This window comes from Bradyrhizobium sp. 63_E2_N1_3, assembly GCF_052076005.1.
Lineage (GTDB): Bacteria > Pseudomonadota > Alphaproteobacteria > Rhizobiales > Xanthobacteraceae > Bradyrhizobium > Bradyrhizobium barranii.
Map to the genome: position 1 here is coordinate 3,807,183 of NZ_CP197235.1, position 23,637 is coordinate 3,830,819.

Consider the following 23,637-nt stretch of genomic DNA (forward strand, 5'->3'; position numbering starts at 1 on the left):
ATGCGGCCTCAAAAGATCACCTTTGGCGAGATGCGCGAGATGGGTGTGCGCGGCGTCCTCATCTATTGCGCCGACTATCGTTGCAGCCACCACGTTGCTCTAAGCGCGGATCGATGGTCTGACGAGGTGCGGCTCTCGGATATTGAGACGAAATTCGTCTGCCAGACGTGCGGCAGAAGAGGCGCCGATGTCCGACCACACTTCGATTGGAATAGGCCGACCGTGCCAGCTATGGGGTACCGATGAAACTTGCCACCGAACGATCCTTCGCCAACCCAGAAGTCGCGGCCCGCAAGCTGATAGAACTCGCGACGACTATTGAAGCTGTCCAGGACGGCCGCATCCACATCGAGAAGGTCAACGCGCCCTTCCTTTACACGCTAAAAGCCAGTGGCTCGGAGTTTGGGGCCGGCATCAAGTATGCGGTTGAATGCGGCTGGCTCGAGCTGCACGAGAGCGGGACCTATGTCCGGCTGATCGGCACCAGCGCAAAAGCGGCCCCAGCAAAAGACTAAGTTGCCGGGGCCGTTTGGAGGCTACCTTGGCGGTAATGGGGTCGCCAGGTGGTCATGAGCATAGGAAAAACCGGCAATCAGTTCTGTCCGCTTTTGTACAAAGCGGTAGTTCCAGATCGGGAACGGAACCGATCGCAATGAAGTTTAGAAGGGACGGCCCGCCAGCGTGACCAGCGGGGCTGGTAGCGATCGTCAGGCGCAGTCGCGACCTCCGCGGGGTACGATCGAAGTACTGGCTCGTGGAGCTTCGCGCGCGTTCTCAATGTCCGAAAGGAGGTTCCGATGCGTACTCCGACCTTGGCGATTTTGGCAATCGGGATGGCATCAACAGAGCCGGCGGCAGCTCAGACGTATAATCCGGCCTTTCCGGTTTGCCTGCACGTTTACCGCGCGGGGGCCAACTATTACGATTGCAGCTACACATCGCTGCCTCAGTGCAATGCTTCGGCATCGGGCCGCGCCGCAGAGTGCGCCATAAATCCATACTTCGCGGGCGTGGAAAACCCCGCAGCTTATCGGCGGCACGGCCGCCGCGCCTACTAGGGCAGTTGCGAGAGACGCCCAGCCCGCCAGCGTGAACCGGCGGGCTCACTATGCTCATGCGGACCGGGTTAATCGCGTCTCCGATGGCATACGCCGGAATCACATGGATCCACCCACTCGTCCCGAAATGATCCGAAAGCTCGTCGGCGAGGCTATTGCACGCCGTAGAGAAAAGGGGTTCGAGATTGTCAACCTGGGTGAGCCCGAGCCTCGAGGCCCGGCCGGCTCAATCTTCGGGTCCCCTTACTTGCCCTGGATCTTCAGCCCATTGGGGCCGACATTGATCTGCAGGCCGTCGGGCTGTTTCTTCGCCTGGTAGAGGTTGTAGCCGAGCACGGCTGCCGTGACGACCAGAGCGCCGATGATCAGAAACAGGACGTTGCGGTTGATGGACATTCTCTTCCCTGAACCACTTGATTGACGGCGAGAAAAACCCCGCGCGTAGGCGCGCGGGGTTTCTCAGCGCGCCCCCGGGGCTGGCTGGCGGCGCACTGCTCGGACCTGACAACCTCGTTCGAGGGAACCTGTTCCATAGCCCCCCGACGCGTGGTCAAGGCAAGCCATCGGCGTCGCGCCTGTGATGTCAGCTTGCGGAACGGCAGGTGTGCCGAGCCCGTGCCAGCGTGTCGGAGGGCGCCTCGTGGAAGGTCGCACGGTAGGCCGCGGCAAACTCGCCGAGGTGATGAAATCCCTGGGCGCGTGCGCACGTGGCGACCGTCGCGCCGCCGCCCTTCAGGAGCCGCGAGCGTGTGGCCCACAGCCGCTTCAGGCGGATGTATTGATGCAGGCTCATGCCGCGCACCTTGCTCACCGCGCCGCCGAGCGTTCGGACCGAAACGCCCAACTCGCCGGCGAGATTGGCCGTATAGATCGGAGCGGTCGGATAGGCCGAGACGTAATCGTCGATCTGTTGCACGAGCCTGGCTGATCGCGCGCCTGCATTCGGGGCGGTGCGATCAGACAACGGGTCGATTTGAAACAGGTCGTCGAAGGCGAGCAGCAGACCCTCCTGGAGATGCGCGGCGACCTCTGTGGTTTCGAACATGTGCGGCTCTACGGACGCGGTCCGCAGGATGTCGAGAACAAGCTGACGCGCGTAGAGATGCGCCACGGGGTCCGCGATGCGAACCCACAATGCATCGGCGCGATCGAACCAGCCGCGATCTCTGAGCCCGGGGGAGAACATGATCAGCGCGTGGTAATTGGTCTGATGCTCGACGAAATGACAATGATGATTGCCGCGCAAGGCGATGAAAACGCGCGAGTCGAGTTCGATCCCGCTCGAGCTGGCCCGCAGATCGTCGGTCATCGGCAGGATCACCATGCCGCCCGGTGCGCGATAGGCGGTATCGAGGATCCGCGCAAACGACCTCGCCACGATGATCCGGCACCCCGGCAGGTTCACGATCGCACGCGCCGCAGCGAAGTTGGCGACGTCGAGCGGAATGCTGCGGGCGTCTTCCATCGACTCGGCCGGCCGAAACGCGTCGACGTCGGAAAACCGGATCAACTGGAGGGCGGAGGAGGGGGCGAGAGCGTCGAAGAACATGCTTCTGGCCGGATGCTGCAATGTGACAATTAAATGAAAATCAATACATCGCAATCAATGGCGAAACAGGATGATTCAGTAAACCGGATTCCAGGCCGTAGTATTGCGGACATCATGCCACGCGGCGCGGCGGGTCGATGTCACCGTCAACGGTCCCGGTTCATCGGTTGGCCTGAGGCGAGGTCGATGAAATGGAGACGCGTGCAGGCGGGACAGGCGAAGGACTCGAAGCTCCGCCCCTCGAGCCGCCGCCCCTCAAGCCTCCGCTCGTCAGGCCTTCGCTCGTCAAGCCTTGGCTGCCTCTCGAGATGCGTCTGCACATTCATGCCCGTCTGGGGGCATCGGAAAACAATGAAATCCGCCATCGACGCAGAATGACGGCACATCGAATTTCATCTTTGATCTAGATCAGTTTTGGAATCGCTCCACGCAAGCCGCGCGCACGCGAATGGACGCAAGGCGCGATCTCGCAAAAGCGAAGGGGCCCGAGAGGGCCCCTTTGGAGATCACCAGCGGCGATAGCGTGGTCCGTAATAGCGAGGCCCATAGGCGCGTGGCCCATACCCATAATATCGGGGCCCGTAATACGGCCGCGGGCCGTAATACCCATCATAGTTCGGGCGCCAGAAACAGCGTCCCCAGGCGTCGCAGACCATGCGGACCTGCTCGACGTCGGAGACCTGCGGCGTCGCAGGTGCGGGCGCGATGGGCATGGCGGACGCCGCCGGTGATGCCATGATGGCACCGAACAGGGATGCGGCGACGAGGCCAGTCTTGAGATTCATGATGTCTTCCTCTGCTTACGCAATACAGGATATCGAAGTTGTTCTGATCAAATTGTGGCGGAGCCGAAATGTAATGCTGATGAACAAATCTTCAGCAAAGCTCGCCGCAGACCTGACCTTTCGCTTCGCAAGACTATCCCAGGTTCGCGCGCGTGACCAATGCTGCGCTTGCACTGGCGCTGCCTGGCAGGACATTGCGTTCATCTTTGATCCTGCGCAATTCGCCGGCACGACTTCATCCCTAGTCTTGCCGTAGCCAGCGCTTCGAGGAATTCGAAGAGCAGGCTCGCGAGATTGCCTGGAGCTGTGCAATGGACAAGATGAGAATAGACAAGGGTGACTGGCTGATCGTGTGCGACGGGCGCAAGGCGCTCATTTTGGAAAACCTCGGCGACGAGATGTTTCCGAACCTCCACACCCGGGAGGTGCACGAGCAGCCCAATCCCTCGACCAGTGCGCAAGGGACCGATGCGCCGGGCCGGCTGAACGCCGCCGTCGGCGGCGCGCGCAGCTCGGTCGAGCAGACCGATTGGCACGATGAGGCGGAGCGTGCCTTCCTGCGGAGCCTGGCCGGCCGGCTCGATGCCGCCGTCAGCGCGGGCGAGACCTCGGCCCTGACCATGGTGGCCTCACCACGCGCGCTCGGGATGATCCGCGCCGACTATTCGGACATCGTGCGCAAGGCGCTTCAAGGCGAGGTCGGCAAGGACCTCGTCAAGCTGCCGGTCTACGAGATCGAGAAGCAATTGCTGCTGTCGGGCACCGCCAAATAGCGGCACCCGCAGAGGACGCGCCAGCGCCCCTCAGAAGCAGGGGTGCCGGCGGCCGTCCTGGCCGATATAGGTGGCCGAGCTCTGGTAGCAGCGGTTGTTCGACGGGCCGTCGTAGAAGGCGAAAGTGCCGGGGGGAACGCCGGGCCCGTAATTGTGCAGATAGCTGATCGGGTAGGGCAGCGGGTTGGTGTAGTGGCGGTGGTACCGGTGGTGTCCCCGCGCCTCCGCAAGGCTGGGGGCGAGGATTGCGGCCGACAGGGCAGCCACCGCGGCTACAAGCTTCAACGTGCTCATCTCGATTCTCCGGAACCCGCGCGAATAGGTCAGGTGTTTATAGCCATTTCGAGCCGCCGGGACACCCGTCCGGCGCCTGGAAATCGGGGCCAATCCCGCCGATTCCCGGGTGGGTGTGACAGAATTGCCCGGAGCAGGGTCGAAGGCTGCCCATTTTTGGCCTTTTCGGGATGCTTAACGAATTCCCCACACAAGTATGGCCAAAGAGAATTCGCTTAAGAATCCTGTCGCCGGCCCTTTGGGGGTCCTTCGAGGCCGGTTCATTCCTGAAGGCTTTCGCCGTCACGCACCATGCGCATCACGCTTTTGAGCCTGCTGTTGCTCTCCGTCGCCGCCGCCACGCCGGCGCGCGCCGAGCTGCACATCACCCGTGACCACGGCGGCTACGTCGAGGAGTACAAGGCCAAGTACAAGCGGGTCCGCGAGAAGGGCGAGCGCGTCATCATCGACGGCATCTGCAACTCGGCCTGCACCCTGGTGCTCGGCATGGTGCCGATGAACAAGATCTGCGTGACGCCGCGCGCCAGCCTCGGCTTCCACCAGGCCTATTACGACAAGGCCTTCACCTTCGGCATCAAGGTCACCAGCGCGGAGGGGACGTCCGACCTGATGTCCTATTACCCCAACACGGTGAAGGACTGGATTCGCCGCAATGGCGGGCTCACCACCGACATGAAGAAGATCAAGAACGGTGTCGAACTCTGGAAGATCATCGACCCCTGTCCGGAAGAATGGTGAGTGACTGAGCTGCGCTCCCGCTGACCGTCGCAGCGCAGCATCGCTCGTTCGGAAATTCGCATTGCCGCATAGGCCCCGGTCGGGCAATGAGGGCGGCAATGAACCATAATCAAGAAGCCCTGACCGCCCGCGCCGCGCCGATCCTGTTCGTCGTGCTCTGGAGCACCGGATTCATCGGCACCAAATACATCATCAACAACGCCGATCCCTTGACCTATCTCGCCATTCGCATGGCGATCGTGGTCGGCCTGATGGCGATCATCGCAGCGATCGCGCGACCGAAATGGCCGGACCGTGTCGACGTCGCGCATAGCGCCGTTGCCGGCATTCTCGTCCACGGCTTCTATCTCGGCGGCACGGCGATTGCGATCGCGCATTCGATCCCGGCCGGACTCTCGGCGTTGATTCCGGGCCTTCAGCCGATCCTGACCTCGACCATCGCCAATCGCTGGCTCGGCGAACGCGTGACGCCGGTGCAATGGGCGGGGCTCGTGCTTGGCCTCGGCGGCGTGGCGCTGATCCTGCACGGCCGTCCGATGACCGGCGAGGCGGGGCTCGGCTGGCTCGCCTCGGTGGTGTCGTTGATCAGCATCACGCTCGGCACGCTCTATCAGCGCCGCTACTGCAACCACATCGACTGGCGCGCCGGCAATCTCGTCCAATATATCGCCGTCACCGTCTTCTTCACGGTCGGCGCCTTCCTGTTCGAGGACCGCGTGGTGCACTGGACGCGGGAGTTCGTGCTCGCACTTGCCTGGCTTGCCGTGGCGCTCTCGATCGGATCGATCGGGCTGTTGTACTGGCTGATCCGCCACGCTGCCGCGACCTCGGTTGCGAGCCTGTTCTACCTGGTGCCCGCCGTCACGGCGCTGATGGCCTATCTGCTGTTCGGGGAGAAGCTCGATGCGCTGGCGATTGCCGGCATGGCGATGTGCGCGGCGGCGGTGTTCGTCGTCAATCGGCGTTTCTAGGCAGGCAGGCCAGTACGTCGGAATACATCCCTAACGTGCGGCGCGCGCTCGTGCTAGGCTGGACTGATTTCAGCTTCCCTTTGGCAAGGTGATTTCCATGAAAAAAGCACGGCGTGCACTGCTCGGCAGGTCCTTGAGGCCGGTCCGGATTGCCTGCATCAACTACGCCGAGGAGATGATGAGCGAGCGGATGATGGGGAGGCTCACGGCGGCGCTCCAGAAATGCTACGACGAGCATTTCCTGCCGGTCTGGGGCTATCCCATCGATCTCGACGTCACCCGCAACCCGAAGCCGACGGACTGGCAGCTGCTCTATTTTGACGACGCCACCCACAAGAACTTCCTCGGGCGGCACGAGCTGACGCACCGCGGCCAGCCGATCTCAAAGATCTTTCTGAAGGCACTCGGCGAGGACGATCCGGTCAGCCTGGCGGCCTCGCACGAACTGTTCGAGATGGTGCTCGATCCCATGGCCAATCTGTGGGCCGACAAGACTCGGCACACCCAATATGCCTACGAGGTCTGCGACGCCGTGGAAGAGGAGTCTTTTCTCGTCAACGGCTTTCCGATGTCGAACTTCGTCTATCCGTCCTGGTTCGAACCGTTCGAGCATCCCCGCGGCACCAAGTTCGACCATATGGGGTCGCTCAAGGCGCCGTTCTCGATGACGGAAGGCGGCTATGTCATCAAGAAGGTCAACGGCCGGAAGGTGATCAAGCAGTTCGGCTCATCCGAGAAGCGGAGGCGCTTCGCCAAGGAGGACCGGCGCGGCCATCGCAGCGAATTTCGTGATCCGCAAGGCGAGCATCACCCGGGCCGGCGCGCAGCCAAGCGGCGAGGGTAGGGGCCGGAGCAGTCTCCGGGCGCGCCCGCACCTGGAGACCTGCTCGAGCGCTGCGATCAGCGCTTGGCCTTCTTTTTCGACTTGGCTGCCTTCTTCGCGGACTTCCTGGTGGCCTTCTTTGCAGCCTTCTTGGCCGGTTTCTTCGACGACTTCTTTGCAGCCTTCTTCGAAGCTTTCTTCGCAGATTTCTTGGATGCCTTCTTGGTCGCCTTCTTGGCTTTCTTCTTGGAAGCCTGCTTCGGCGCTACTTTCTTCGCGACCTTCTTGGCGGCTTTCCTGACCTTCTTGACGGCGGTGACTGCGGCTTCGCTGGTTGCTTCCAGGGCGGTGGTGATCGTGTCCAGCGCCTGTTCGGTGATCGGCTTCTCGTCGTCCATATCGTCCCCCACGGTTTGTATGGAGCGATGACGATAGCGGGTTTCAAAATCGAGTCAAAGCAGCGCTCAACCTTTGCGGATCTTTGCGTAGGCGGCGAGCGCGCGCTCGCGCCCCTTCGCGTGATCGACGATCGGCTGCGGATAGGTCTTGCCGAGCGTGACGCCCGCGCTCGCAAGCTCGATCGGTGATGCCTGCCAGGGCTGGTGGATCAGCTTGGCCGGCACGTCTTTCAGCTCGGGCACCCAGCGCCGGACATAGACTCCATCAGGGTCGAACTTCTCGCCCTGGAGAGTTGGATTGAACACGCGGAAATAGGGTGCGGCGTCGGCGCCGCAGCCGGCGACCCATTGCCAGTTGGCGGGATTGCTGCCGGCATCCGCATCGACCAGCGTGTCCCAGAACCAGCTCTCGCCGTCGCGCCAGTCGATCAGGAGATGCTTGACCAGGAAGGACGCCACCACCATCCGCACCCGGTTGTGCATCACGCCGGTGTGCCAGAGCTCGCGCAGGCCGGCATCGACGATGGGATAGCCGGTGCGTCCGCGCTGCCAGGCGGCGAGCGCTTTCTTGTCGCCCTTCCAGGGAAAGCCATCGAAATTCGTTTGCAGGTTTTCGGTGGCAAGGCTCGGATGATCGTCGAGGAGGTGGCGGCAGAATTCGCGCCAGCCGAGCTCGCTCAGGAACTTTTCGACGCCGGGCCCGATCGCGGAATTCTCCGCTGCGGCAAAGCGCGCGGCGTGCCAGACTTGGCGCGGGCTGAGCTCGCCGAACCTCAAATGAGGCGACAGGCTTGAAGTCCCCTCGCGATCCGGACGGTCGCGATCGCCGACATAGACGCGCGCGGCGTGCTTGAGGAAGTCGCGGAGGCGCACGCAGGCCGAGGCTTCACCCGGGGTCCAGGTCTGGCGCAGGCCGCCAGCCCAGTCGGGCTTTGTCGGCTCGAGCGTCCAGCTCTCCAGCGCGTCGCTGGCGAGCTGCGGCGCAGGGCGTAGCTCCCGCGGTGCGGGCAGAGGCTTGGGCGGATCCCCCAGCGACAGCACCCGTCGCCAGAACGGCGTGAAGACGCGAAGGCCGCGGCCCTCCTTGTTGCGGATCGCCGAGGGTGACACCAGCAAGTCGCCAGGGAAGCTCTGCGAGTCCACGCCGAGCTTTGCCAGCGCCGCTTCGAGCTGTTTCTCGACGGACTGATGTGGCGCCTGCGCGACCCCGTTCCAGTAGACCATTGCGGCTCCGCTCTCCCGCGCCACCTCGGGGATCACCTTGGCCGCCGGCCCCTTGCGCAGGATCAGCGATCCGCCGCGCGTGGCGATCTCGGCGCCGAGCGCCCGCAGCGACTGCGCCAGCCACCAGCGCGTCGCACCGCCCGGCGCCCGTCCGGCCACCTCATCCATCACATAGAGGCAGATCACCGGCGCGCCTGTCTTCGCGGCAGCATGGAGGGCGGGATGGTCGGACAGGCGGAGGTCATCGCGGAACCAGACGATGACAGGCGGCGCGCTTGGCGTGGTCAGGGCAGGCCTCGTTTACAATTTGGCAAGCATGCCGCATGCGGCGGTGTGAACCGCCGTTAATTCGGTCGTAAGCCGATTGCATGAATATGCAGGAATTCCGGGGGTAGTTCCATTCATGTCCAACCGTGCGACGGCAAAGTTCTTGCCGCAATTCAAGCTGGGTACCAAGGCCGTCCTGTGCGCTGTGCTGCTGATCGCCGTGAACACGGCGCTCGTGGTCGGCGCCGGCTATTGGTCGCTCACCTCCGCCTTCAACGATCGTGCGCTGCGCGACATCGAGGTCAATTTGCGCACGCTGGCCCTGGCTTTTGCCGAGGTCGTTCCCGACGCGAAGATCACGATGCGGGATGGCGGGGTCGCGCGCGCCGAGATTCCCAAAATGCCGGAGTTCAGGGACCACGCCATCGTCGATCGCGCGGTGTCCTATGTCGGTGGTAACGCGACCCTGTTCGTGTTCGACGATGCGAGCGGGCAGTTCGTCCGCCGCTCGACCAACGTGAAGAAGGAGAACGGCGACCGCGCTGTCGGGACCCAGCTTGCCGCCGATCATCCCGGGCAGGCCGTCCTGCGCCGCGGCGAGGCGTACAAGGGCCCGGCCACGCTGTTCGGCAAAACCTTTATGACCGCCTATTTCCCGGTCGCGGATGCCACCGGCAAGGTCGTCGGCATTCTCTATGTCGGCATCCCCATGGCGCAGTTCGAGAGCATGCTGACCCAGGCCATCGAGAGCATGGCGATTGCGGCCGGTATTGCGGCGTTGCTGGTGCTGGTCCTCACCTTGCTGGTCGTCCGCCGTATCACCAGGCCGCTCACCTCGGTCACGCGCTCGCTGACGGCGCTCGCCGAAGGCAAGAGCGACGTCGAGATCGATTGCGAGGATCGCGCCGACGAGATCGGCGAGATCGCCCGCACGGTCGCAGTCTTCAAGAGCAACTCGCTGGAGCGGGCGCGCCTGCGCAGCGAGCAGACCGCGGCCACTGCTGCCGCGGCGGAGCAGCGCAAGGCGGAGCTGCGCAATTTCGTCGAGCAGTTCCGCGGCAGCGTCGGCGGCATCCTCGACAAGGTGCTGAGCTCCTCCGGTGAGTTCGAGCGGGTGGCGCGGCAACTCACCGACACCGCACGCTCCACCGCCGATCTGTCGGCGCAGTCGGCCGGCGCATCCGAGAACGCCTCCGAGCACGTGCGCACGGCGGCCTCAGCCTCCGACGAACTGTCTCAGTCGATCTCCGAGATCACCCGCCGGGTGCAGGAATCGAATGAGATCTCCGCCGAGGCGGTACGGCAGGCCGAAGCCACCGACCAGCGCATGGCGCAGCTCTCGGAAGCGGGGGCGCGCATCGGCGACGTCGTCAAGCTGATCACCTCGATCGCCGAGCAGACCAATCTTCTGGCGCTGAACGCCACCATCGAGGCCGCGCGTGCTGGGGACGCCGGTCGCGGCTTCGCGGTGGTGGCCCAGGAGGTCAAGACGCTCGCCGGCCAGACCGCCAAGGCGACAGACGAGATCTCGAACCAGATCGCCAGCATGCAGCTTGCAACGGAGGAATCGGTCACCGCCATCAAGGCGATCGGCCAGACCATCGAGCGCATCAGCGGCATCGCGGGCTCGATCTCGGCCGCGGTCGAGCAGCAGAGAAGCGCCACCCACAACATCGCAGCCAGCGTTCGCGCTGCGGCCTCCGGCACCGCCGATGTCGCGGTCAATGTCCGTCACGCCGCCAAGGGCGCGAGCGAGACGGGAGAGACCTCCAGCCGGATGTTTGCCTCTGCCCAGGCGCTATCAGGCGAGAGCCTGCATCTGAAAGCCGAGGTCGACAGCTTCCTCGACCGCGTGCACGCGGCCTAATCCAACTCGGTCATTTCCGGGGCGGTCCGAAGGACCGAACCCTGGTGCGCATTGCGCACCAGGGAATCTCTAGATCCCGGGTTCTGACGCATCACCCCGGGATGACTTTTTGCGGTCGCTATCCGCGATCGCCAAAAGTTACTTCGGCTGCGGCACGATGCGGATGTAGGGCTTCGGTTCCTTCCAGCCCTGCGGATAGATCGTCTTCGCCTCGTCGTTGGAAACCGAGCCGGCGATGATGACGTCCTCGCCCTGCGTCCAGTCGGCCGGCGTGGCGACGCGATGCTTGGCGGTGAGCTGAAGCGAGTCGATGACGCGCAGGATCTCCTGAAAATTCCGGCCTGTGGTCATCGGATAGACCAGCACCAGCTTGATCTTCTTGTCCGGCCCGATGATGAAGACGTTGCGGACGGTCTGGTTGTCGGCCGGCGTGCGGGTGAGGGGATCGCCCGAGGTCGAGGCCGGCAACATCTCGTAGAGCTTCGACACGTTGAAGTCGGTGTCGCCGATCATCGGGTAGTTGGGGGCGGCGCCTTGCGTCTCCTTGATATCCTCAGACCATTTGGAATGGCGGTCGACCGGATCGACCGAAAGGCCCATCAGCTTGACGCCGCGCTTGTCGAATTCCGGCTTCAGCTTGGCAAGCGCGCCGAGCTCGGTCGTACAAACCGGCGTGAAGTCCTTCGGGTGGGAGAACAGGAGAGCCCAGCTATTGCCGATCCAGTCGTGGAACTTGATCTTCCCTTCGGTGGTCTCGGCTTCGAAGTCGGGCGCGGTGGTGCCGATCGGGAGTGTCATGGTTCTACCTCATCTCATTGAATTTACTTGGTAATTTATCTTCGGCCGTCGCGGTCAGTATAGGGTCTTCGCGGCCCTAAGTGAACTGCTTCAAGTAAAATGTGAATTTCTTCTCTGAAGGGCCGATTTCCTAGCACCTTTCTGTTACAGCCGCGCCTGCGACGAAACATCTCGACCGGAGCCGTACGGTCTCGATTGCCCCCATAAAGCCTTTTATGACCCGCATCACGCTCGCCCCGACGCCTCCGGAACCGAAATGGTCCTCGTAGCGACTAATCGGCAACCATTGAGAAAAGTCGCGATCCCCATATCGAATCATTAACCACCCCTTTACGCCCGCATGAAAATGCTGGTCGATCAGAAGAAATCTGGAAGTGAACTATGTCTGCCGCTGCGCATAAGTCTGTTGAGTCGCCGTCCCTCGAACCGTCCTGCCGCGATACCGCGGCTCATGCATTGACCGTCGTGCGCGACGGCGTGATCACGGGCGAAGGCCCGACCACCAAGGGCCGGGTCCACTTTTCCCGCTCGCTCGATGCCGATGACACCGCCTGGTGCGCGCGCATCCTGACCGCCACGGCCGTCAACGACCAGCCGGTCAGCCGCGCCGAAGCCGAGGCGCTGTTCGAGATCAATGAAGCCGCAACCGAGCGCACCGATGGCGGCCGGTTCGACGACCTGCTCGCCAAGGCCGTTGCCCATTACGCCGCGAGCGCCTCGGGCCTGAAGGTGCCGCCGCGCAGCGTCGCGCTGTCGGCAGAGTCCGAGATCGAGAGCTGGGCGCCGTCCTACGCCGCCAAGGTCAACAGCGAGATGCTGGAGTGGATCGCCGGACAGATGCGCGGCAAGCGCCAGAACAACCGTCGCCTGATGGCGATGGTGGCGACCTTCCTGGGCGCCACTGCGCTGCCTTTGGCGGGCCAATTGCCGAACGTGTTCGACATCGGCATGTAAAAGATCTGGGAATGTAAGAGTTAGACGAGACTGTCGCGCCCCTTGCGAGGCGCGACAGACAGCGGCGGGGTTATTTCCCCGCCGTTTTTTGTTTGCCGGCGTCCGGCTCGAGCCCGAGCGTGCGGCCCGGGAAACCGGCGGCGTCGAAATAGCGCTGGCTGCCGACGCGCTGGAAGTTCAGCACGGTCGCCAGGCCGCCCTCTGCGGGCTTGGACTTCAGCGTGCCGGTATAGGCCTTCGGCACGATGCCGTTGGGCAGGGCCTCCGACATCACGCGGCCGACAAGGCCGCCGTTCTGCGGGCCGCGCAGGCCCATGAGCTGGGCGGCCGTCATGCCGACGTCGGCATTGCTGACCGGGATCTGGCTGACGTAGCCGGCTTTGAAGTCCGGACCGATCGCGGCCATGAAGTTCATGGTGTCGCCGCGGCTGAAGCTGCCATGCATGCCCTGGCCCTGGCGCAGCACGGTGTCGGCGACCTGCACCGAGCAGTTGGTCGGCGCTTCACCGCAATCGCTGGCATAGGAGCGGAAATTGACGACGATCGCCGGCGTTGGCGTCGCCGACTTGCCGCGCAGATTGATGCTCGACAGCGGCAGGGTACCGGGGATGCGGCCGAGCGAGTCGTCCACGAACAGGCCGGAGACGTAATCCTGCTCGAGCAGCGCCTTGACGGTCTTGACCGCCAGCTTCTTGTCCTTGTTCGGCAGGTAGATCAGGTCCGAGCCGCCATTGGTGGCGATGACGAGGTCAGGCTTGGTCGGATCCTTGCCGAGCACGCCGTTGCCGGCCTTCGGATGGGCGTTGCCGGTGACGGCGGCGTTCTTGTCGTTGGGGTCGAACAGCGGCAGGTCGAGCGCCTTGGCGAGGTCGATTGCCAAGAAGCCCATCGGCAAAAAGTCCTTCGGCGTGTCGTCATAGCTGACCTTGGCCGAGGGGCTGGTCTTGCTCTCCTTGGAGATGGTCGAGAAGCCGTGGTCGGCCTGGATCATGATGTTGGTATTCGCGGCCAGCCCGAGCTCGTCGAGCGCCTTGCGGAGCTGGGCGAGGTTGTTGTCGGCGTTCTTGATGCTCGCCATCGTGCTCGGGCCGTTGATGCCAGGCTTGATCTGGTTGAGGCTGTCGCCCTGGTTGTGCTGGGTGCCGTCAGGGTCGCGCGACCAGAACACCAGCACGAACGGCTTGTTGCGCGCCTTGAACATCGGCAGCACGGCCTTGGCGGCGACGTCGGCGAAATAAGCCTGCTGCGCGACGTTGGCGACAACGGTGCCGGGCGTCTTGGCATCGCCCGCCTTGGAATTGTCGCCGCGCGGCGGCGTGGCGAGGGGCAGGCCGGCCTTGGTCAGCGCGTCCTTCACCTCGTCCGACAGCGCCACGCCGTTCTTGCCGCCGGTAGAGTCATCGAACACGACCGAATGCAGGCCGGCCTTTTCGGGCTTGTCGGTGTGGTCGAACTGGTAGGTCGGACCGACCTTGCCGATCGCCGCGGTGCTGAAGCCCTTGTCGCGGGCCATCTTCAGGATCGTCTCTTCGTTGAGATAGTCGCCCTTGAAATGCTCGTCGATGTCGCCGAGCACGGCGTCGTTCTCGATGAAGGGGACCACGGTGTCGCCGGCGGGGACGGACGTATAGTTGGTCCAGATCGTGTTGGAGAACACGCCGGTGTCGCCGAGATAGTGACCGGTCGACATCGCCGAGCCGTTGGCCATGGTGAAGGTCGGGAAGAGCGAATGCGGGTTCTTGAAATTGACGCCCTTGTCACGGACCTCGGCCATCGCCGGCGCGGTCTCAGGCGTCACCTTCAGCGCGCGCAGACCATCGGGGATGAAGAGGATCAGGTTGCGGGGCGTGTTGTTCTGGGCGGAGGCAAGTCCTGTGGACAAGACTGTCAGCCCGGCGGACAGCAACACCAGTGAACGGCGCATCGAAATCTCCTGCGGTGAGGCGGCAATGGCCGCGACCGCGGCCCCCGGCCATCGTTTAGTTTTGCTGCATGACAGTTTTGTTACAAGACCCAGGGAGCAAGCAGAAGTGACGGGGAGGTGACCAGGCACCCACGGATGGGGCGTTGTCGGGCACGAGATCACAGTTATTGCGCTCAGCCGCCTCGACGCCGTCACTGCGAGGGCACCGAAGCAATCCGGAATTCCTCCGTGGCAAAACCCTGGATTGCTTCGCTGCGTTCGCAATGACGGAGGAGGCGACTTCAAGCAAAATTGCCGCCGCCAATTCGACGAGCGCGATCAACTCCGATCAACGGGTCATGAGGACTACCCCGGAACGAAGTGTCTGAAATCAGCACAGAATCCCGGGCGACTTGCCGCACCAGGTACCCCGTTAATCCCGTGCCTTAACCAACAATTAATTATACGTTTGCGGGTGGGCGACGGCCCGGCCTAGCGTGCGGTGGGGAGCCGCCGAAGCCAAACGAGTTGGTGCGTATCATGATGTCCAGATCATATGGGGCGCTCTTCGCCTCGCTCAGCGCAGCCGCGCTGCTCCTTTCTGCCAATGACGGTTTTGCCAGGCCCGGCGCCACCGCCACCGCCGCGCACGGGATGGCCGCGCCTTCCGGCGCGATCGCGCGTCCGCAGATCGGTCCTGGCGCCCGGTTCCGCGGCCGCAACACGCCCTGGGTCTATTGGCCGGGCGGCGGCGGGTTCTTCTACGACAACGCAGGCAATAACCAGCCTTTCGTCGATGCCGGGCAGCCGACCTCCACCGACGTGCGTTACACCTATACGTACGACGTTCCCTGGGACTGGACCCATCGCTTCCCGCCGAACGTGGTGCCGTCCGACCGGCCCTATGTGCCGAGCTGCCCGACGGAGCAGGTGACGGTGCCCGGCCGCGGCGGCGCCGAGCACACGGTCAACATCATGCGCTGCTACTGAGCGGCGTCGTCCGCCCAGCTAGCCCAGTTCAAAACTGGTCACGCCGAAGACGCGGTCGATCCGCAGCGGCGGGATCGGCCCTGTGTACATCCGCGCCGTCTCGAACACCGGCTTGAGCCCGAGCGATTCCGCGAGCGCGATGGCCTCGCGATTGATCGCGGGGACGTCGAGGAAGACTTCGCCGCCGCCTGCGGTCGCCAGCAGGGCCTGCACGATCGCTTCCGCCGCTCCGCGGTCGTCGGCGACGAGCGGGCCGATCTTGTGGCCGGTCCGGCAGGGCCGGATCACCCCCCATGCCGCGAGCTTGCCGTCGCGCAGCAGCGCGCCGCCGAGATGGCCCGATGTGTTGATCCAGGCGCGCAGGAAGGCGCTGCGCGCGGCCGGGAAGACGGTCGCGTCGTCGGCTTCAACGAGCGCGAACGGGACATTGTCGAGCGCGACGATTTCGGCGGGTGGATTCGGCGGCGCGGCGACGATGCCGCCATACCGGATATTGGCGTAGGCAAGCTGGAACCCGGACTTCTTGTAATTGTCCTGCTGCGCGACGACGCCGTCGAGCCCGATCACGCGGGCGCCCGCATGCGCGATCGCTGCGTTCCAGATGCGCAGGCCGTGGCCCGCGCCGCGAAAGCCTGAACGCACGATGTAGAAGCCGAAGAAGGCGAAGCGATGATCGTAATTGACGCAGGAGATTGTTGCGATCGGCTCGCCGTCGATCTCGCCGGCGAAGAAGCCCTTCGCGTCCGGGATCGCGAAACAGGCGGCGTCGCCGAGGCCCGGATTCCAGCCCTCGGCCGCGGCCCAGTCGACGGCGATGGCGATCTCCTCGGGACGCAAATTGCGGATCTGCAGATCGCTCATGACGGATGCCTTCGGCGGTGGACCTGGCGGCAGGTCCGGCGGTAGAAGGCCTCATGATAGGCCGGGCCCGGGGCTCGCCTCAACACAGGGATGATCGGTCATGGCAGCAGAGAAGGTCGCACTGGTCACGGCTGGCGGCAGCGGCATGGGGGCAGGGGCTGCGCGGCGGCTCGCGGCCGACGGCTTTCGCGTCGCGATCCTGTCGTCCTCCGGCAAGGGCGAGGCGCTGGCAGTCGAGCTCGGCGGCCTCGGCGTCACCGGCTCCAACAAGTCGAACGATGATCTGAAGCGGCTCGTCGACGGGGCGATGGCCAAATGGGGACGCGTCGACGTGCTCGTCAACAGCGCCGGCCACGGGCCGCGCGCGGCGATCACGGAGATCACCGACGAGCAGTGGCACACCGGCCTCGACACGTATCTCCTCAACGTGATCCGGCCGACCCGGCTGGTGACGCCGGTGATGCAGGCGCAGAAGGCCGGCGCTATCATCAACATCTCGACCGCCTGGGCATTCGAGCCGAGCGCCATGTTTCCGACCTCTGCGGTGTTCCGCGCAGGCCTTGCCGCCTTCACGAAGATCTTCACCGACACCCATGCCGCCGACAACATCCGTATGAACAACGTGCTGCCGGGCTGGATCGACAGCCTGCCGCAGACCGATGCGCGGCGCGACAGCGTGCCGATGAAGCGTTACGGCAAGGTCGAGGAGGTCGCGGCGACGGTGTCGTTCCTGGCGTCCGAGGGTGCCGCCTACATCACCGGCCAGAATATCCGCGTCGACGGCGGACTGACGCGCTCGGTGTGAGTCGGCGCGCGGCTTCGCTCCGCCATTCCAGTGCACTTGTCGTAACGCGACGCGCGGCCTGCGCGGTGCGCCGCTGCGGCGGGGCGACGCGTGGCGTTCGGGTCACACTCGTCACTGGTCTTGCGCGATAAGTCACGGACTACGTCACAGTCCATACGAACTGCGCCGCAGACCGAGACGGCGAGCGGTCCACTCCCTATCCCCAATCTGCGCCGGATGGCTCCCACCGGTGCGCAATTGAAACGCGAGCGTCGATCGCGTGGGGCATGGAGACTCGGAATGAACAAGTTTTTGCTGGCGGTCGCTTCAATTGTGCTCGGCACCGCATCCGCGCATGCGGCCGACCTCGCGGCGCAATACACCAAGGCGCCGGTGATGGCGCCGGCCTACAACTGGACCGGCTTTTACGTCGGCGGCAATGTCGGCGGGCAGTGGGGCAACGCCGATCTGAACACCTCGACCATCTGGACGCCGGCCGGCTATTTCGCCGCCAGCAGCGTCCCCGCCATCAACACGGTCGGCGCCCAAGGCGTCAACAGCTCCAGCGTGACCGGCGGCTTCACCGCGGGCTATAACTGGCAGGTGAACCACGCCGTGCTCGGCCTCGAAGGCGACATCAACTATTTCGGTTTCAAGGGCAGCGCGACGGGCTCTGCGCTCTATCCCTGCTGCGCGCCGACAGGCTTTACCGTGTCGTCGCAGGTCTCGGCCGATTGGCTCGCCACCATCCGCGGTCGCATCGGCTTCCTCGCGGCTCCGACCTGGCTGCTGTACGCGACGGGCGGCGCAGCGATCTCCGAGGTGAAGGGCAATTTCAATTTCACCGACACGTTCTCAGCCGCGACCGAGTCGGCCGCGATCCGCGACACGCGCCTCGGCTGGACCGCGGGCGTCGGCACCGAATATGCCTTCGGCGGCGGCTGGTCGCTCAAGGCCGAATATCTCTACGTCGATCTCGGCCGCGCCAGCGCGACCAGTACCAATCTGGTCGGCGGCGTAACGCAATATCCGAGCAACGTTTACACCCACTCGGTCGATCTCAAGTCGAACATTGTGCGCGTCGGCGTGAACTACAAGTTCGGCGGACCGGTCGTCGCCAGGTACTGAGCATCCCGTTCCTGATCTGGCGCGGAAAGCCCCGGCTCTGCCGGGGCTTTCCGTTGCGAGGGACGGTTCAGTGCGAGGCGACGAGCTTCGCCAGCGCGGGCAGGATCTTGTAGCGAACGATCTCGTGCGGGTATTCGCCGCGATTGGCGAGCAGGACGAAGCCGATCTGCCTGATAGGGACGAGGCCGAGATAGCCGGAGGCATTGTTGAGGCCGCCGGGCTTGTCGACGATGGTGGCGTCGGGGAGGTGGACCGTCTCCCAGGCCATGCCTTGTCCGAATTTGTCGTCGACGCGGAAGGTCTCGCGCTGCGTCATCCGCAGCGCCTCGCGCAAATGCGGTTCGACCGAGCGGTCGTCGACGCAGGCCGCAACGAAGGTCGCGAGATCCCGCGCGGACGAAAACATCTGGCCGGCGCCGGGAAAGTCGAAATAGCTCTGCTGGTTGCCGGGTGGGCCGATCGCCATGCCCTGATCCGAATAGCCTTGCACGACGCGCTGCATCCACGCCGTGTCCATGACGGCGCGGTTGTCCTCGCCGCGCTCCGGCAGAGAGGTCGCATTCATGCCGATCGGCCCAAGGATGCGCTCTTCGAACAGGGTTGCGATCGGAGCGCCGTAGCAGCGCTCGAGCACGAGCTGAAGCAGCACGTAACAGGCATGGCTGTAGATGCGCTGCTTGCCGGGCGCTTCGCCGGCCTGCGGTTCCCAGGCGTTGAACATATCGATGAACTGCGTCCGCGAGAACGAGTCGTTCGGCCAGGGTGGATGGTCGGTCGACAGCAGCATGCCCGACGTGTGCGTGGCGAGCTGGCCGACGGTGACGCGGCGGACATAGTCTCCGGTGAGCTCGGGCAGATATTTCGGCAGGCGGTCGTCGAGCCGCAATTCACTCCGGAGCGAGCCCAGCGCCACCAGCGTCGCCTCGAACGGTTTGCGCAGCGAACCAAGGTTGAACAGCGTGTCCGGTGTGACCGGTCGTCGCGTGCCGTCGTCGGCGAAGCCATAGTTGAAGAACTCGACATGGCGGCCGGCATAGAGCGCGGCGGCGAGGCCGCCCGGCTGGTCCGGCGTCGCGGTCGGCGCCAGCTCGTTGGCGACGATGTCGCGCATCTGCGCGATCATGTCGGAATCCGCGGATGCGCGGCGCGGCCAGGCCAGCGCGAGGGGAACCAGCGCAGCCCGCGCGAGGGCCCGCCGGGTGAGGTGTGATGAGGTGACAACAGACGGCACGGCTCTGACGCTTGATGCGATGCGCCCCCTCTCTGTTTTAACGGGGAGGGCCGGGTGCCCCAATTCACGATTCCGCGTTGTGGGTTCCGCCGGCGGGGGCTTGCGGAAAAATACTTAGCTTGTGAGCTAACAATTATTGACGCTGGGCGGCAGCGGGTCTATAGTTAGCTTCATGGCTAACCAATTGTCCCAGCTCGACCATGTCTTCGCAGCCCTTGCCGATCCCACAAGGCGGGCGATCGTGATGCGGCTCTGCGCCGGCGAGGCGTCGGTCGGCGAGCTCGCCGATCCGTTCGAGATGGCGCTGCCGAGCTTCATGAAACACATCCATGTGCTGGAGACGAGCGGGCTCGTTCAGTCGGAGAAATCCGGCCGCGTGCGCACCTGCCGTCTCAGCCCGGACGCGCTCGTCGGCGCGGAGGACTGGTTCCAGCAGCAGCGCGCGATCTGGGAGGCGCGGCTCGACCGGTTCGAGGCTTACGTCATGCAACTGAAGAAAGAGAAGGAGAGGGCGGCCGCCAAGCGACCGTCCCGCACAACCAAACGGAAAGGTTCTGAGTGATGACGAATTCTGCCAATCCCGCTCTGTCGCAATGGTCGATGGACCGCGAGATCGTGATGTCGCGCGTGATCGACGCGCCGCGCGATCTGGTGTTCGAGGCGTGGTCCGATCCAAAACATCTCCCGCAATGGTTCGGGCCGAAGGGCTTCAAGCTCGAGACCTTCGAGATCGACGTGCGCGTCGGCGGCGTCTGGCGCTTCAACATGATCGGTCCTGACGGCACCGTCTATCCGAACCGCATGCGCTTCCGCCGCATCGAGCGGCCGGCGCTGATGGAGATGGATCACGGCGTCGACCAGGACGAGGATCCCGGCATGTTCCGCTTCACTGTTACCTTTGCCGAGCAGGCCAACGGCAAGACCGTGCTGATGATGCGGCAACTGGCCTCGAGCACCGAGCAGCGCGACGGCATGATCGGCTTCGGTGCCGTCGAATATGGCTACCAGACGCTGGACAAGCTCGCGGCGTATGTTGGTGGGATGAAGAAATAGAGTCCCCGCGTTATTCCGGGGGCCTCGAAGAGGCGCCCCGGAATAAGCTCGGAAACGCATGGGGAGAGCAGCCGCCTTCGCGAATATGACAGCGCGCAGGTCAATTATGACAGCGCCATAACGTAGATTTTTGTCGCGTCGTGCCGCCGATTTATGACAGAATTGCTACCACTAAATGTCATATCGGTTACGGCGGAGCGATTCATGTTGCAGTGGCAGGCGCGGTCAAATCCCCTCGCGTGGTGGTGGGGGTCCCTGACGCTTGTCAGCAGTGCCAACATTCTCGTCTGGTTCATGCTGTACCGCGAGTTCTATCCGACGGTTGCCGGCAGCGCCGGCGGCGGTTCGGATATCGGGCTGATGTTCCTGCTCTGCGCCGGCTATGTGTTCGGCTGCGCGTTCCGATCGTTCCTGCCGCGCGCCGACGTGCAGCGCATCTGCCTGTTCGACACCTGGCTCTCCAGCGTCTTCGTCGGCCGCACCGTCGCGACCGTGGCCGAACTGTGCTTCGTCGCGCAATGGGCGATCATCCTGCATCAGCTGGGTCACATGACGGGCGCGGAGACCGCGGTGAACATCGCGCTGGTGATCGTGCCCATCATCATCGTCGCGGAGTGCTTCTCCTGGTACGCGGTCGTCACCACCAACTTCCTCTACAACGCGATCGAGAACTCGCTGTGGGCGGTGACGTTTTTCCTCGCCGGCATCGCGCTGTGCCGCCTCATGCCGGAATTCCAGGGACCGGTGCGATGGGCGCTGATCGCCGGCATCGTCGGCATCGCCTGCTTCCTCGCCTTCCTCGTCACCGTCGACGTGCCGATGTATCTCAGCCGCTGGCGGGCAGGGCATCAAGAGGGCAACAAGCTCCTCGGCTTCCTCGAAGGTCTGCATGACGTCGCGACGCGCTGGGTGGTGACCCACGACATCGCGCATTGGAAGGGCGAGCTGACCTGGATGTTCCTGTATTTCACCGCTGCGGTGTGGTCGAGCCTCGCGCTCTGCGCGCTCTACGCCATGGAAGGCTATCTCACGCGTTATCTGGCCTGAGCGACCGGGCTTCGCCGAGATCGGCCTGCGTCAGCAGGCCTTGCCGCAGCGCCAGCCGGACCAGCTCGATGTCGGAGCCGACGCCGAGCTTGTCCTTGATCAGCGAATGCAGGTTCGCCACCGTCTTCGGGCTGACGTGGAGCGTCTCGGCGATCTCCTCCGTCGTGTTCTCGGCGAGCAGCAGCCGCAGCACCTCGAACTCGCGCGGCGTGAGGACGTCGGCGGCCGAGCTCTCGCCGCTGATACGGCTGAGCGCGAGCTCGTGGTCGATGTCGGGGCTGATGGCGATCTTGCCGGCGAGCACGTCCATCACGGCGCGCACCAGCGTCTCGGGCGGGCTGGTCTTGGTGACATAGCCCCGCGCGCCGGCGCGGATCGCCTGCACGGCGAAGCCGGCATTCTCGTGCATGGTGAAGACCAGGATCCGTGCCGCCTTGTCCCATTGCCTGATGCGCCTGACGGCCTCGATGCCGCCGATGCCGGGCATGCTCAGATCCATGATGACGAGGTCGGGCGCCTCGGATTTGAAGAGACGGTAGGCCTCGGCGCCGTCGGCGGCTTCGGCGACGACGCGAAGCCCCGGCTGCTTCTGGAGCACGGAGCGATAGCCCTCTCGGACGACGGAATGGTCGTCGACCAGCAGAATGGTCGCATCGGCCGCGCTCATGCCGCGCGCTCCAGTGGCTGCCGATCGAGGCCTGCAAGCGGAATGACCACGCGCAGCGCGGAGCCGCCGTTCGGCGCTGCCTCGAAGCTCAACTGGCCGCGCAGGGCCGCTACGCGCTCGCGCATGCCGAGCAGGCCCATTCCGGATTTTGCGACGGGATCGTTCGACCGTCCGTCGTCGTCGATCGCAAGTGCGATCTCGTCGGCACGCATCGCAAGCTCCAGGCTTACCCGCGTGGCGCCGGCATGCTTGGCGGCGTTGGTGAGCGCCTCCTGCACGATACGGTACAGGCTCGCGCTGATCGTGGCGGGCAGGGTCGCGAACGCACCGTCGAAACGGATCGAAAACCGTGTCTGGCCGCGGCTACGCCCGTTCCAGCCCGCGACGAGGCCTTCGAGGCTCGCCACGAGCCCGAGCTCCTCGACATCAGGCGGGCGCAGCCGGAACAGCGCGCCGCGCAACGTCTCCATCATGCCGGTTGCGGTCCGCGCGATGCCGTCGCACTCGCCAAGCAGGGAGGGGCAGTCCTGTACGGCGGTCTGGCGGGCAGAGGAGGCGAGCGCGCGGATGGCGGCCAGCGACTGGCCGAACTCGTCATGCAGCTCGCGCGCGAGATGGCGGCGCTCCTCGTCCTGGAGTGCGATCAGTTTCCGCGTCAGCTCGCTGCGCTCGGCCAGAGCGGTGTCGAGGCTTTCGGCGAGATGGTTGAAGACGTCGCGGATCGCCGACAGCTCGGCGAGATCGAACGGCGGCAGCCGCGTCGACAGGTCATTGGCGGCGATCCGTTCGAGGCCGGAGCGGATCATGCGGGTGGGGCGCAGGGCACGCGCCAGTGCGGCGTAGACCAGGACGCACAACAGCGGCAGTGCGATTGCAAGTGCGAGCATCAGGCGGCCGGCCTCGTGCCAGGCGTCGGCGGTCTGCACGGCCGGGTCGACCGAGACCACGGTCTCGCCGAGCTTCGTTCCGCGCACGATCACGGGCCGTGCCGCCTCGCGGCCGGGGTCGAACAGGCTGCGATAGAAAGCCACGAAGACTTGCGGCGGCGGGTTCGCCGGGATCGGCGCGCCACTGCAGAATCGCTGGATGATGTCGCCGCTCACGCCGCGGAACGCCAGGCACAGGCCGGGCGTCATCACATAGGCCGAAACGGGGTCGAGGTTGGGAAAGTCCGAGCGCGGGCTCGCCACCCACTGGATCTTGCCCTGTTGCAGCTCCAGCGTCTTGGCCACGATGGCGGCGATGTCGTCGAGGCGCGCATGGGCCGCGCGGTCGGCGGTGATGAGGAAATAGGCGGAGATCGCGGCGAAGCACGCGGCCGATATGGCAGCCACGCGCAACGTCAGACGGACCTTGAGATCGAACCTCGGGCGGTTCCACATCGGCGGGCACCTGGCGCGAACGGAATTGTCGCCCCGGCATTAAACGGCAGAACGCAAGCGGCGGAAAGCGCCGCGCTTACCGCGGTGCAACG

General features: G+C 64.5%; 27 protein-coding genes. 14 read left to right on the plus strand and 13 right to left on the minus strand.

The features are described 5' to 3' along the window. Window positions 1-242: 242 nt before the first annotated feature. Entirely contained in the window at window positions 243-515 is a 273-nt protein-coding gene (locus AB7531_RS17895; protein WP_063982644.1) for a hypothetical protein, read from the plus strand. Between the two features lie 282 nt (window positions 516-797). Then, window positions 798-1,058: a DUF3551 domain-containing protein gene (locus AB7531_RS17900; RefSeq protein ID WP_084795081.1), complete on the plus strand. Its 261-nt coding sequence runs from the start codon at window positions 798-800 to the stop codon at window positions 1,056-1,058. 243 nt (window positions 1,059-1,301) lie between these two features. Here AB7531_RS17900 and AB7531_RS17905 read toward each other — a convergent pair whose 3' ends face one another. From AB7531_RS17905 to AB7531_RS17920, 4 genes are all read right to left on the minus strand, one after another. Continuing rightward, window positions 1,302-1,454, minus strand: coding sequence for a hypothetical protein (locus tag AB7531_RS17905; protein ID WP_014494567.1), 153 nt, complete (start codon window positions 1,452-1,454; stop codon window positions 1,302-1,304). A 187-nt stretch (window positions 1,455-1,641) separates the two neighbouring features. Then, window positions 1,642-2,607: an AraC family transcriptional regulator gene (locus tag AB7531_RS17910; RefSeq protein WP_063982645.1), complete on the minus strand. Its 966-nt coding sequence runs from the start codon at window positions 2,605-2,607 to the stop codon at window positions 1,642-1,644. A gap of 146 nt (window positions 2,608-2,753) precedes the next feature. After that, complete coding sequence (locus tag AB7531_RS17915) at window positions 2,754-2,972, minus strand: hypothetical protein (protein ID WP_063982646.1); 219 nt, start codon at window positions 2,970-2,972, stop codon at window positions 2,754-2,756. A gap of 141 nt (window positions 2,973-3,113) precedes the next feature. After that, window positions 3,114-3,392 carry a hypothetical protein gene (locus tag AB7531_RS17920; RefSeq protein WP_071912916.1) on the minus strand — a complete coding sequence of 93 codons (279 nt, stop codon included), beginning with the start codon at window positions 3,390-3,392 and terminating at the stop codon, window positions 3,114-3,116. A gap of 311 nt (window positions 3,393-3,703) precedes the next feature. Between AB7531_RS17920 and AB7531_RS17925 the strand changes: the two genes are divergently transcribed. Next, the gene (locus AB7531_RS17925) at window positions 3,704-4,165 is read left to right on the plus strand and encodes a host attachment protein (RefSeq protein WP_063982648.1); all 462 of its coding nucleotides are present in this window, start codon (window positions 3,704-3,706) and stop codon (window positions 4,163-4,165) included. A gap of 30 nt (window positions 4,166-4,195) precedes the next feature. Here the strand turns inward: AB7531_RS17925 and AB7531_RS17930 are convergent, their stop codons facing one another. Then, complete coding sequence (locus AB7531_RS17930) at window positions 4,196-4,459, minus strand: hypothetical protein (RefSeq protein ID WP_441280024.1); 264 nt, start codon at window positions 4,457-4,459, stop codon at window positions 4,196-4,198. A 291-nt stretch (window positions 4,460-4,750) separates the two neighbouring features. Here AB7531_RS17930 and AB7531_RS17935 point away from each other — a divergent pair, with 291 nt between their 5' ends. The 3 genes from AB7531_RS17935 (at window position 4,751) to AB7531_RS17945 (ending at window position 7,012) form a co-directional block, all read left to right on the plus strand. Further along, window positions 4,751-5,197 carry a hypothetical protein gene (locus AB7531_RS17935; protein WP_063982650.1) on the plus strand — a complete coding sequence of 149 codons (447 nt, stop codon included), beginning with the start codon at window positions 4,751-4,753 and terminating at the stop codon, window positions 5,195-5,197. A gap of 98 nt (window positions 5,198-5,295) precedes the next feature. After that, window positions 5,296-6,168: a DMT family transporter gene (locus AB7531_RS17940; RefSeq protein ID WP_028153619.1), complete on the plus strand. Its 873-nt coding sequence runs from the start codon at window positions 5,296-5,298 to the stop codon at window positions 6,166-6,168. Between the two features lie 97 nt (window positions 6,169-6,265). Further along, window positions 6,266-7,012, plus strand: a complete 747-nt coding sequence (locus AB7531_RS17945) for a hypothetical protein (RefSeq protein WP_063982651.1) — start codon at window positions 6,266-6,268, stop codon at window positions 7,010-7,012. A 56-nt stretch (window positions 7,013-7,068) separates the two neighbouring features. On the opposite strand, the gene AB7531_RS17950 is transcribed toward AB7531_RS17945, so the two are convergent. Both AB7531_RS17950 and AB7531_RS17955 read right to left on the minus strand, forming a co-directional pair. Beyond that, complete coding sequence (locus tag AB7531_RS17950; RefSeq protein ID WP_063982652.1) at window positions 7,069-7,389, minus strand: hypothetical protein; 321 nt, start codon at window positions 7,387-7,389, stop codon at window positions 7,069-7,071. A 66-nt stretch (window positions 7,390-7,455) separates the two neighbouring features. Beyond that, entirely contained in the window at window positions 7,456-8,847 is a 1,392-nt protein-coding gene (locus tag AB7531_RS17955; RefSeq protein ID WP_231145316.1) for a cryptochrome/photolyase family protein, read from the minus strand. A gap of 169 nt (window positions 8,848-9,016) precedes the next feature. Between AB7531_RS17955 and AB7531_RS17960 the strand changes: the two genes are divergently transcribed. Continuing rightward, a complete protein-coding gene (locus AB7531_RS17960; protein ID WP_063982654.1) occupies window positions 9,017-10,747 on the plus strand; it encodes a methyl-accepting chemotaxis protein in 1,731 nt (576 codons plus the stop codon). Window positions 10,748-10,885: 138 nt separating this feature from the next. Here the strand turns inward: AB7531_RS17960 and AB7531_RS17965 are convergent, their stop codons facing one another. Then, on the minus strand, window positions 10,886-11,545 hold the full coding sequence (locus AB7531_RS17965; protein WP_014494579.1) for a peroxiredoxin: 660 nt from the start codon (window positions 11,543-11,545) through the stop codon (window positions 10,886-10,888). A 381-nt stretch (window positions 11,546-11,926) separates the two neighbouring features. On the opposite strand from AB7531_RS17965, the gene AB7531_RS17970 reads away from it, so the two are divergent. After that, window positions 11,927-12,499: a hypothetical protein gene (locus tag AB7531_RS17970; protein WP_028154483.1), complete on the plus strand. Its 573-nt coding sequence runs from the start codon at window positions 11,927-11,929 to the stop codon at window positions 12,497-12,499. Between the two features lie 70 nt (window positions 12,500-12,569). On the opposite strand, the gene AB7531_RS17975 is transcribed toward AB7531_RS17970, so the two are convergent. Continuing rightward, window positions 12,570-14,423: an alkaline phosphatase family protein gene (locus tag AB7531_RS17975; protein ID WP_063982655.1), complete on the minus strand. Its 1,854-nt coding sequence runs from the start codon at window positions 14,421-14,423 to the stop codon at window positions 12,570-12,572. 519 nt (window positions 14,424-14,942) lie between these two features. Between AB7531_RS17975 and AB7531_RS17980 the strand changes: the two genes are divergently transcribed. After that, window positions 14,943-15,392, plus strand: coding sequence for a hypothetical protein (locus AB7531_RS17980; protein WP_063982656.1), 450 nt, complete (start codon window positions 14,943-14,945; stop codon window positions 15,390-15,392). Window positions 15,393-15,410: 18 nt separating this feature from the next. Here the strand turns inward: AB7531_RS17980 and AB7531_RS17985 are convergent, their stop codons facing one another. Continuing rightward, complete coding sequence (locus tag AB7531_RS17985) at window positions 15,411-16,253, minus strand: GNAT family N-acetyltransferase (RefSeq protein ID WP_063982657.1); 843 nt, start codon at window positions 16,251-16,253, stop codon at window positions 15,411-15,413. A gap of 100 nt (window positions 16,254-16,353) precedes the next feature. Here AB7531_RS17985 and AB7531_RS17990 point away from each other — a divergent pair, with 100 nt between their 5' ends. Continuing rightward, a complete protein-coding gene (locus AB7531_RS17990; protein WP_063982658.1) occupies window positions 16,354-17,058 on the plus strand; it encodes an SDR family oxidoreductase in 705 nt (234 codons plus the stop codon). Window positions 17,059-17,337: 279 nt separating this feature from the next. Beyond that, complete coding sequence (locus tag AB7531_RS17995) at window positions 17,338-18,165, plus strand: outer membrane protein (RefSeq protein WP_063982659.1); 828 nt, start codon at window positions 17,338-17,340, stop codon at window positions 18,163-18,165. Between the two features lie 67 nt (window positions 18,166-18,232). On the opposite strand, the gene AB7531_RS18000 is transcribed toward AB7531_RS17995, so the two are convergent. Beyond that, a complete protein-coding gene (locus AB7531_RS18000; protein ID WP_063982660.1) occupies window positions 18,233-19,288 on the minus strand; it encodes a serine hydrolase in 1,056 nt (351 codons plus the stop codon). 280 nt (window positions 19,289-19,568) lie between these two features. On the opposite strand from AB7531_RS18000, the gene AB7531_RS18005 reads away from it, so the two are divergent. The 3 genes from AB7531_RS18005 to AB7531_RS18015 all read left to right on the plus strand — a co-directional run bounded on the left by AB7531_RS18005 (window position 19,569) and on the right by AB7531_RS18015 (window position 21,496). Beyond that, complete coding sequence (locus AB7531_RS18005) at window positions 19,569-19,958, plus strand: ArsR/SmtB family transcription factor (RefSeq protein WP_063982661.1); 390 nt, start codon at window positions 19,569-19,571, stop codon at window positions 19,956-19,958. Continuing rightward, the gene (locus tag AB7531_RS18010; protein WP_063982662.1) at window positions 19,958-20,449 is read left to right on the plus strand and encodes an SRPBCC family protein; all 492 of its coding nucleotides are present in this window, start codon (window positions 19,958-19,960) and stop codon (window positions 20,447-20,449) included. The genes AB7531_RS18005 and AB7531_RS18010 overlap by 1 nt, the downstream gene beginning before the upstream one ends. A 204-nt stretch (window positions 20,450-20,653) precedes the next feature. Beyond that, entirely contained in the window at window positions 20,654-21,496 is an 843-nt protein-coding gene (locus AB7531_RS18015) for a hypothetical protein (RefSeq protein ID WP_063982663.1), read from the plus strand. Here AB7531_RS18015 and AB7531_RS18020 read toward each other — a convergent pair. Both AB7531_RS18020 and AB7531_RS18025 read right to left on the minus strand, forming a co-directional pair. Then, complete coding sequence (locus AB7531_RS18020; RefSeq protein WP_063982664.1) at window positions 21,477-22,163, minus strand: response regulator; 687 nt, start codon at window positions 22,161-22,163, stop codon at window positions 21,477-21,479. The genes AB7531_RS18015 and AB7531_RS18020 overlap by 20 nt on opposite strands. Then, on the minus strand, window positions 22,160-23,545 hold the full coding sequence (locus AB7531_RS18025; RefSeq protein ID WP_063982665.1) for a HAMP domain-containing sensor histidine kinase: 1,386 nt from the start codon (window positions 23,543-23,545) through the stop codon (window positions 22,160-22,162). Before AB7531_RS18025 ends, AB7531_RS18020 begins: the two co-directional genes overlap by 4 nt. Window positions 23,546-23,637: the final 92 nt, after the last annotated feature.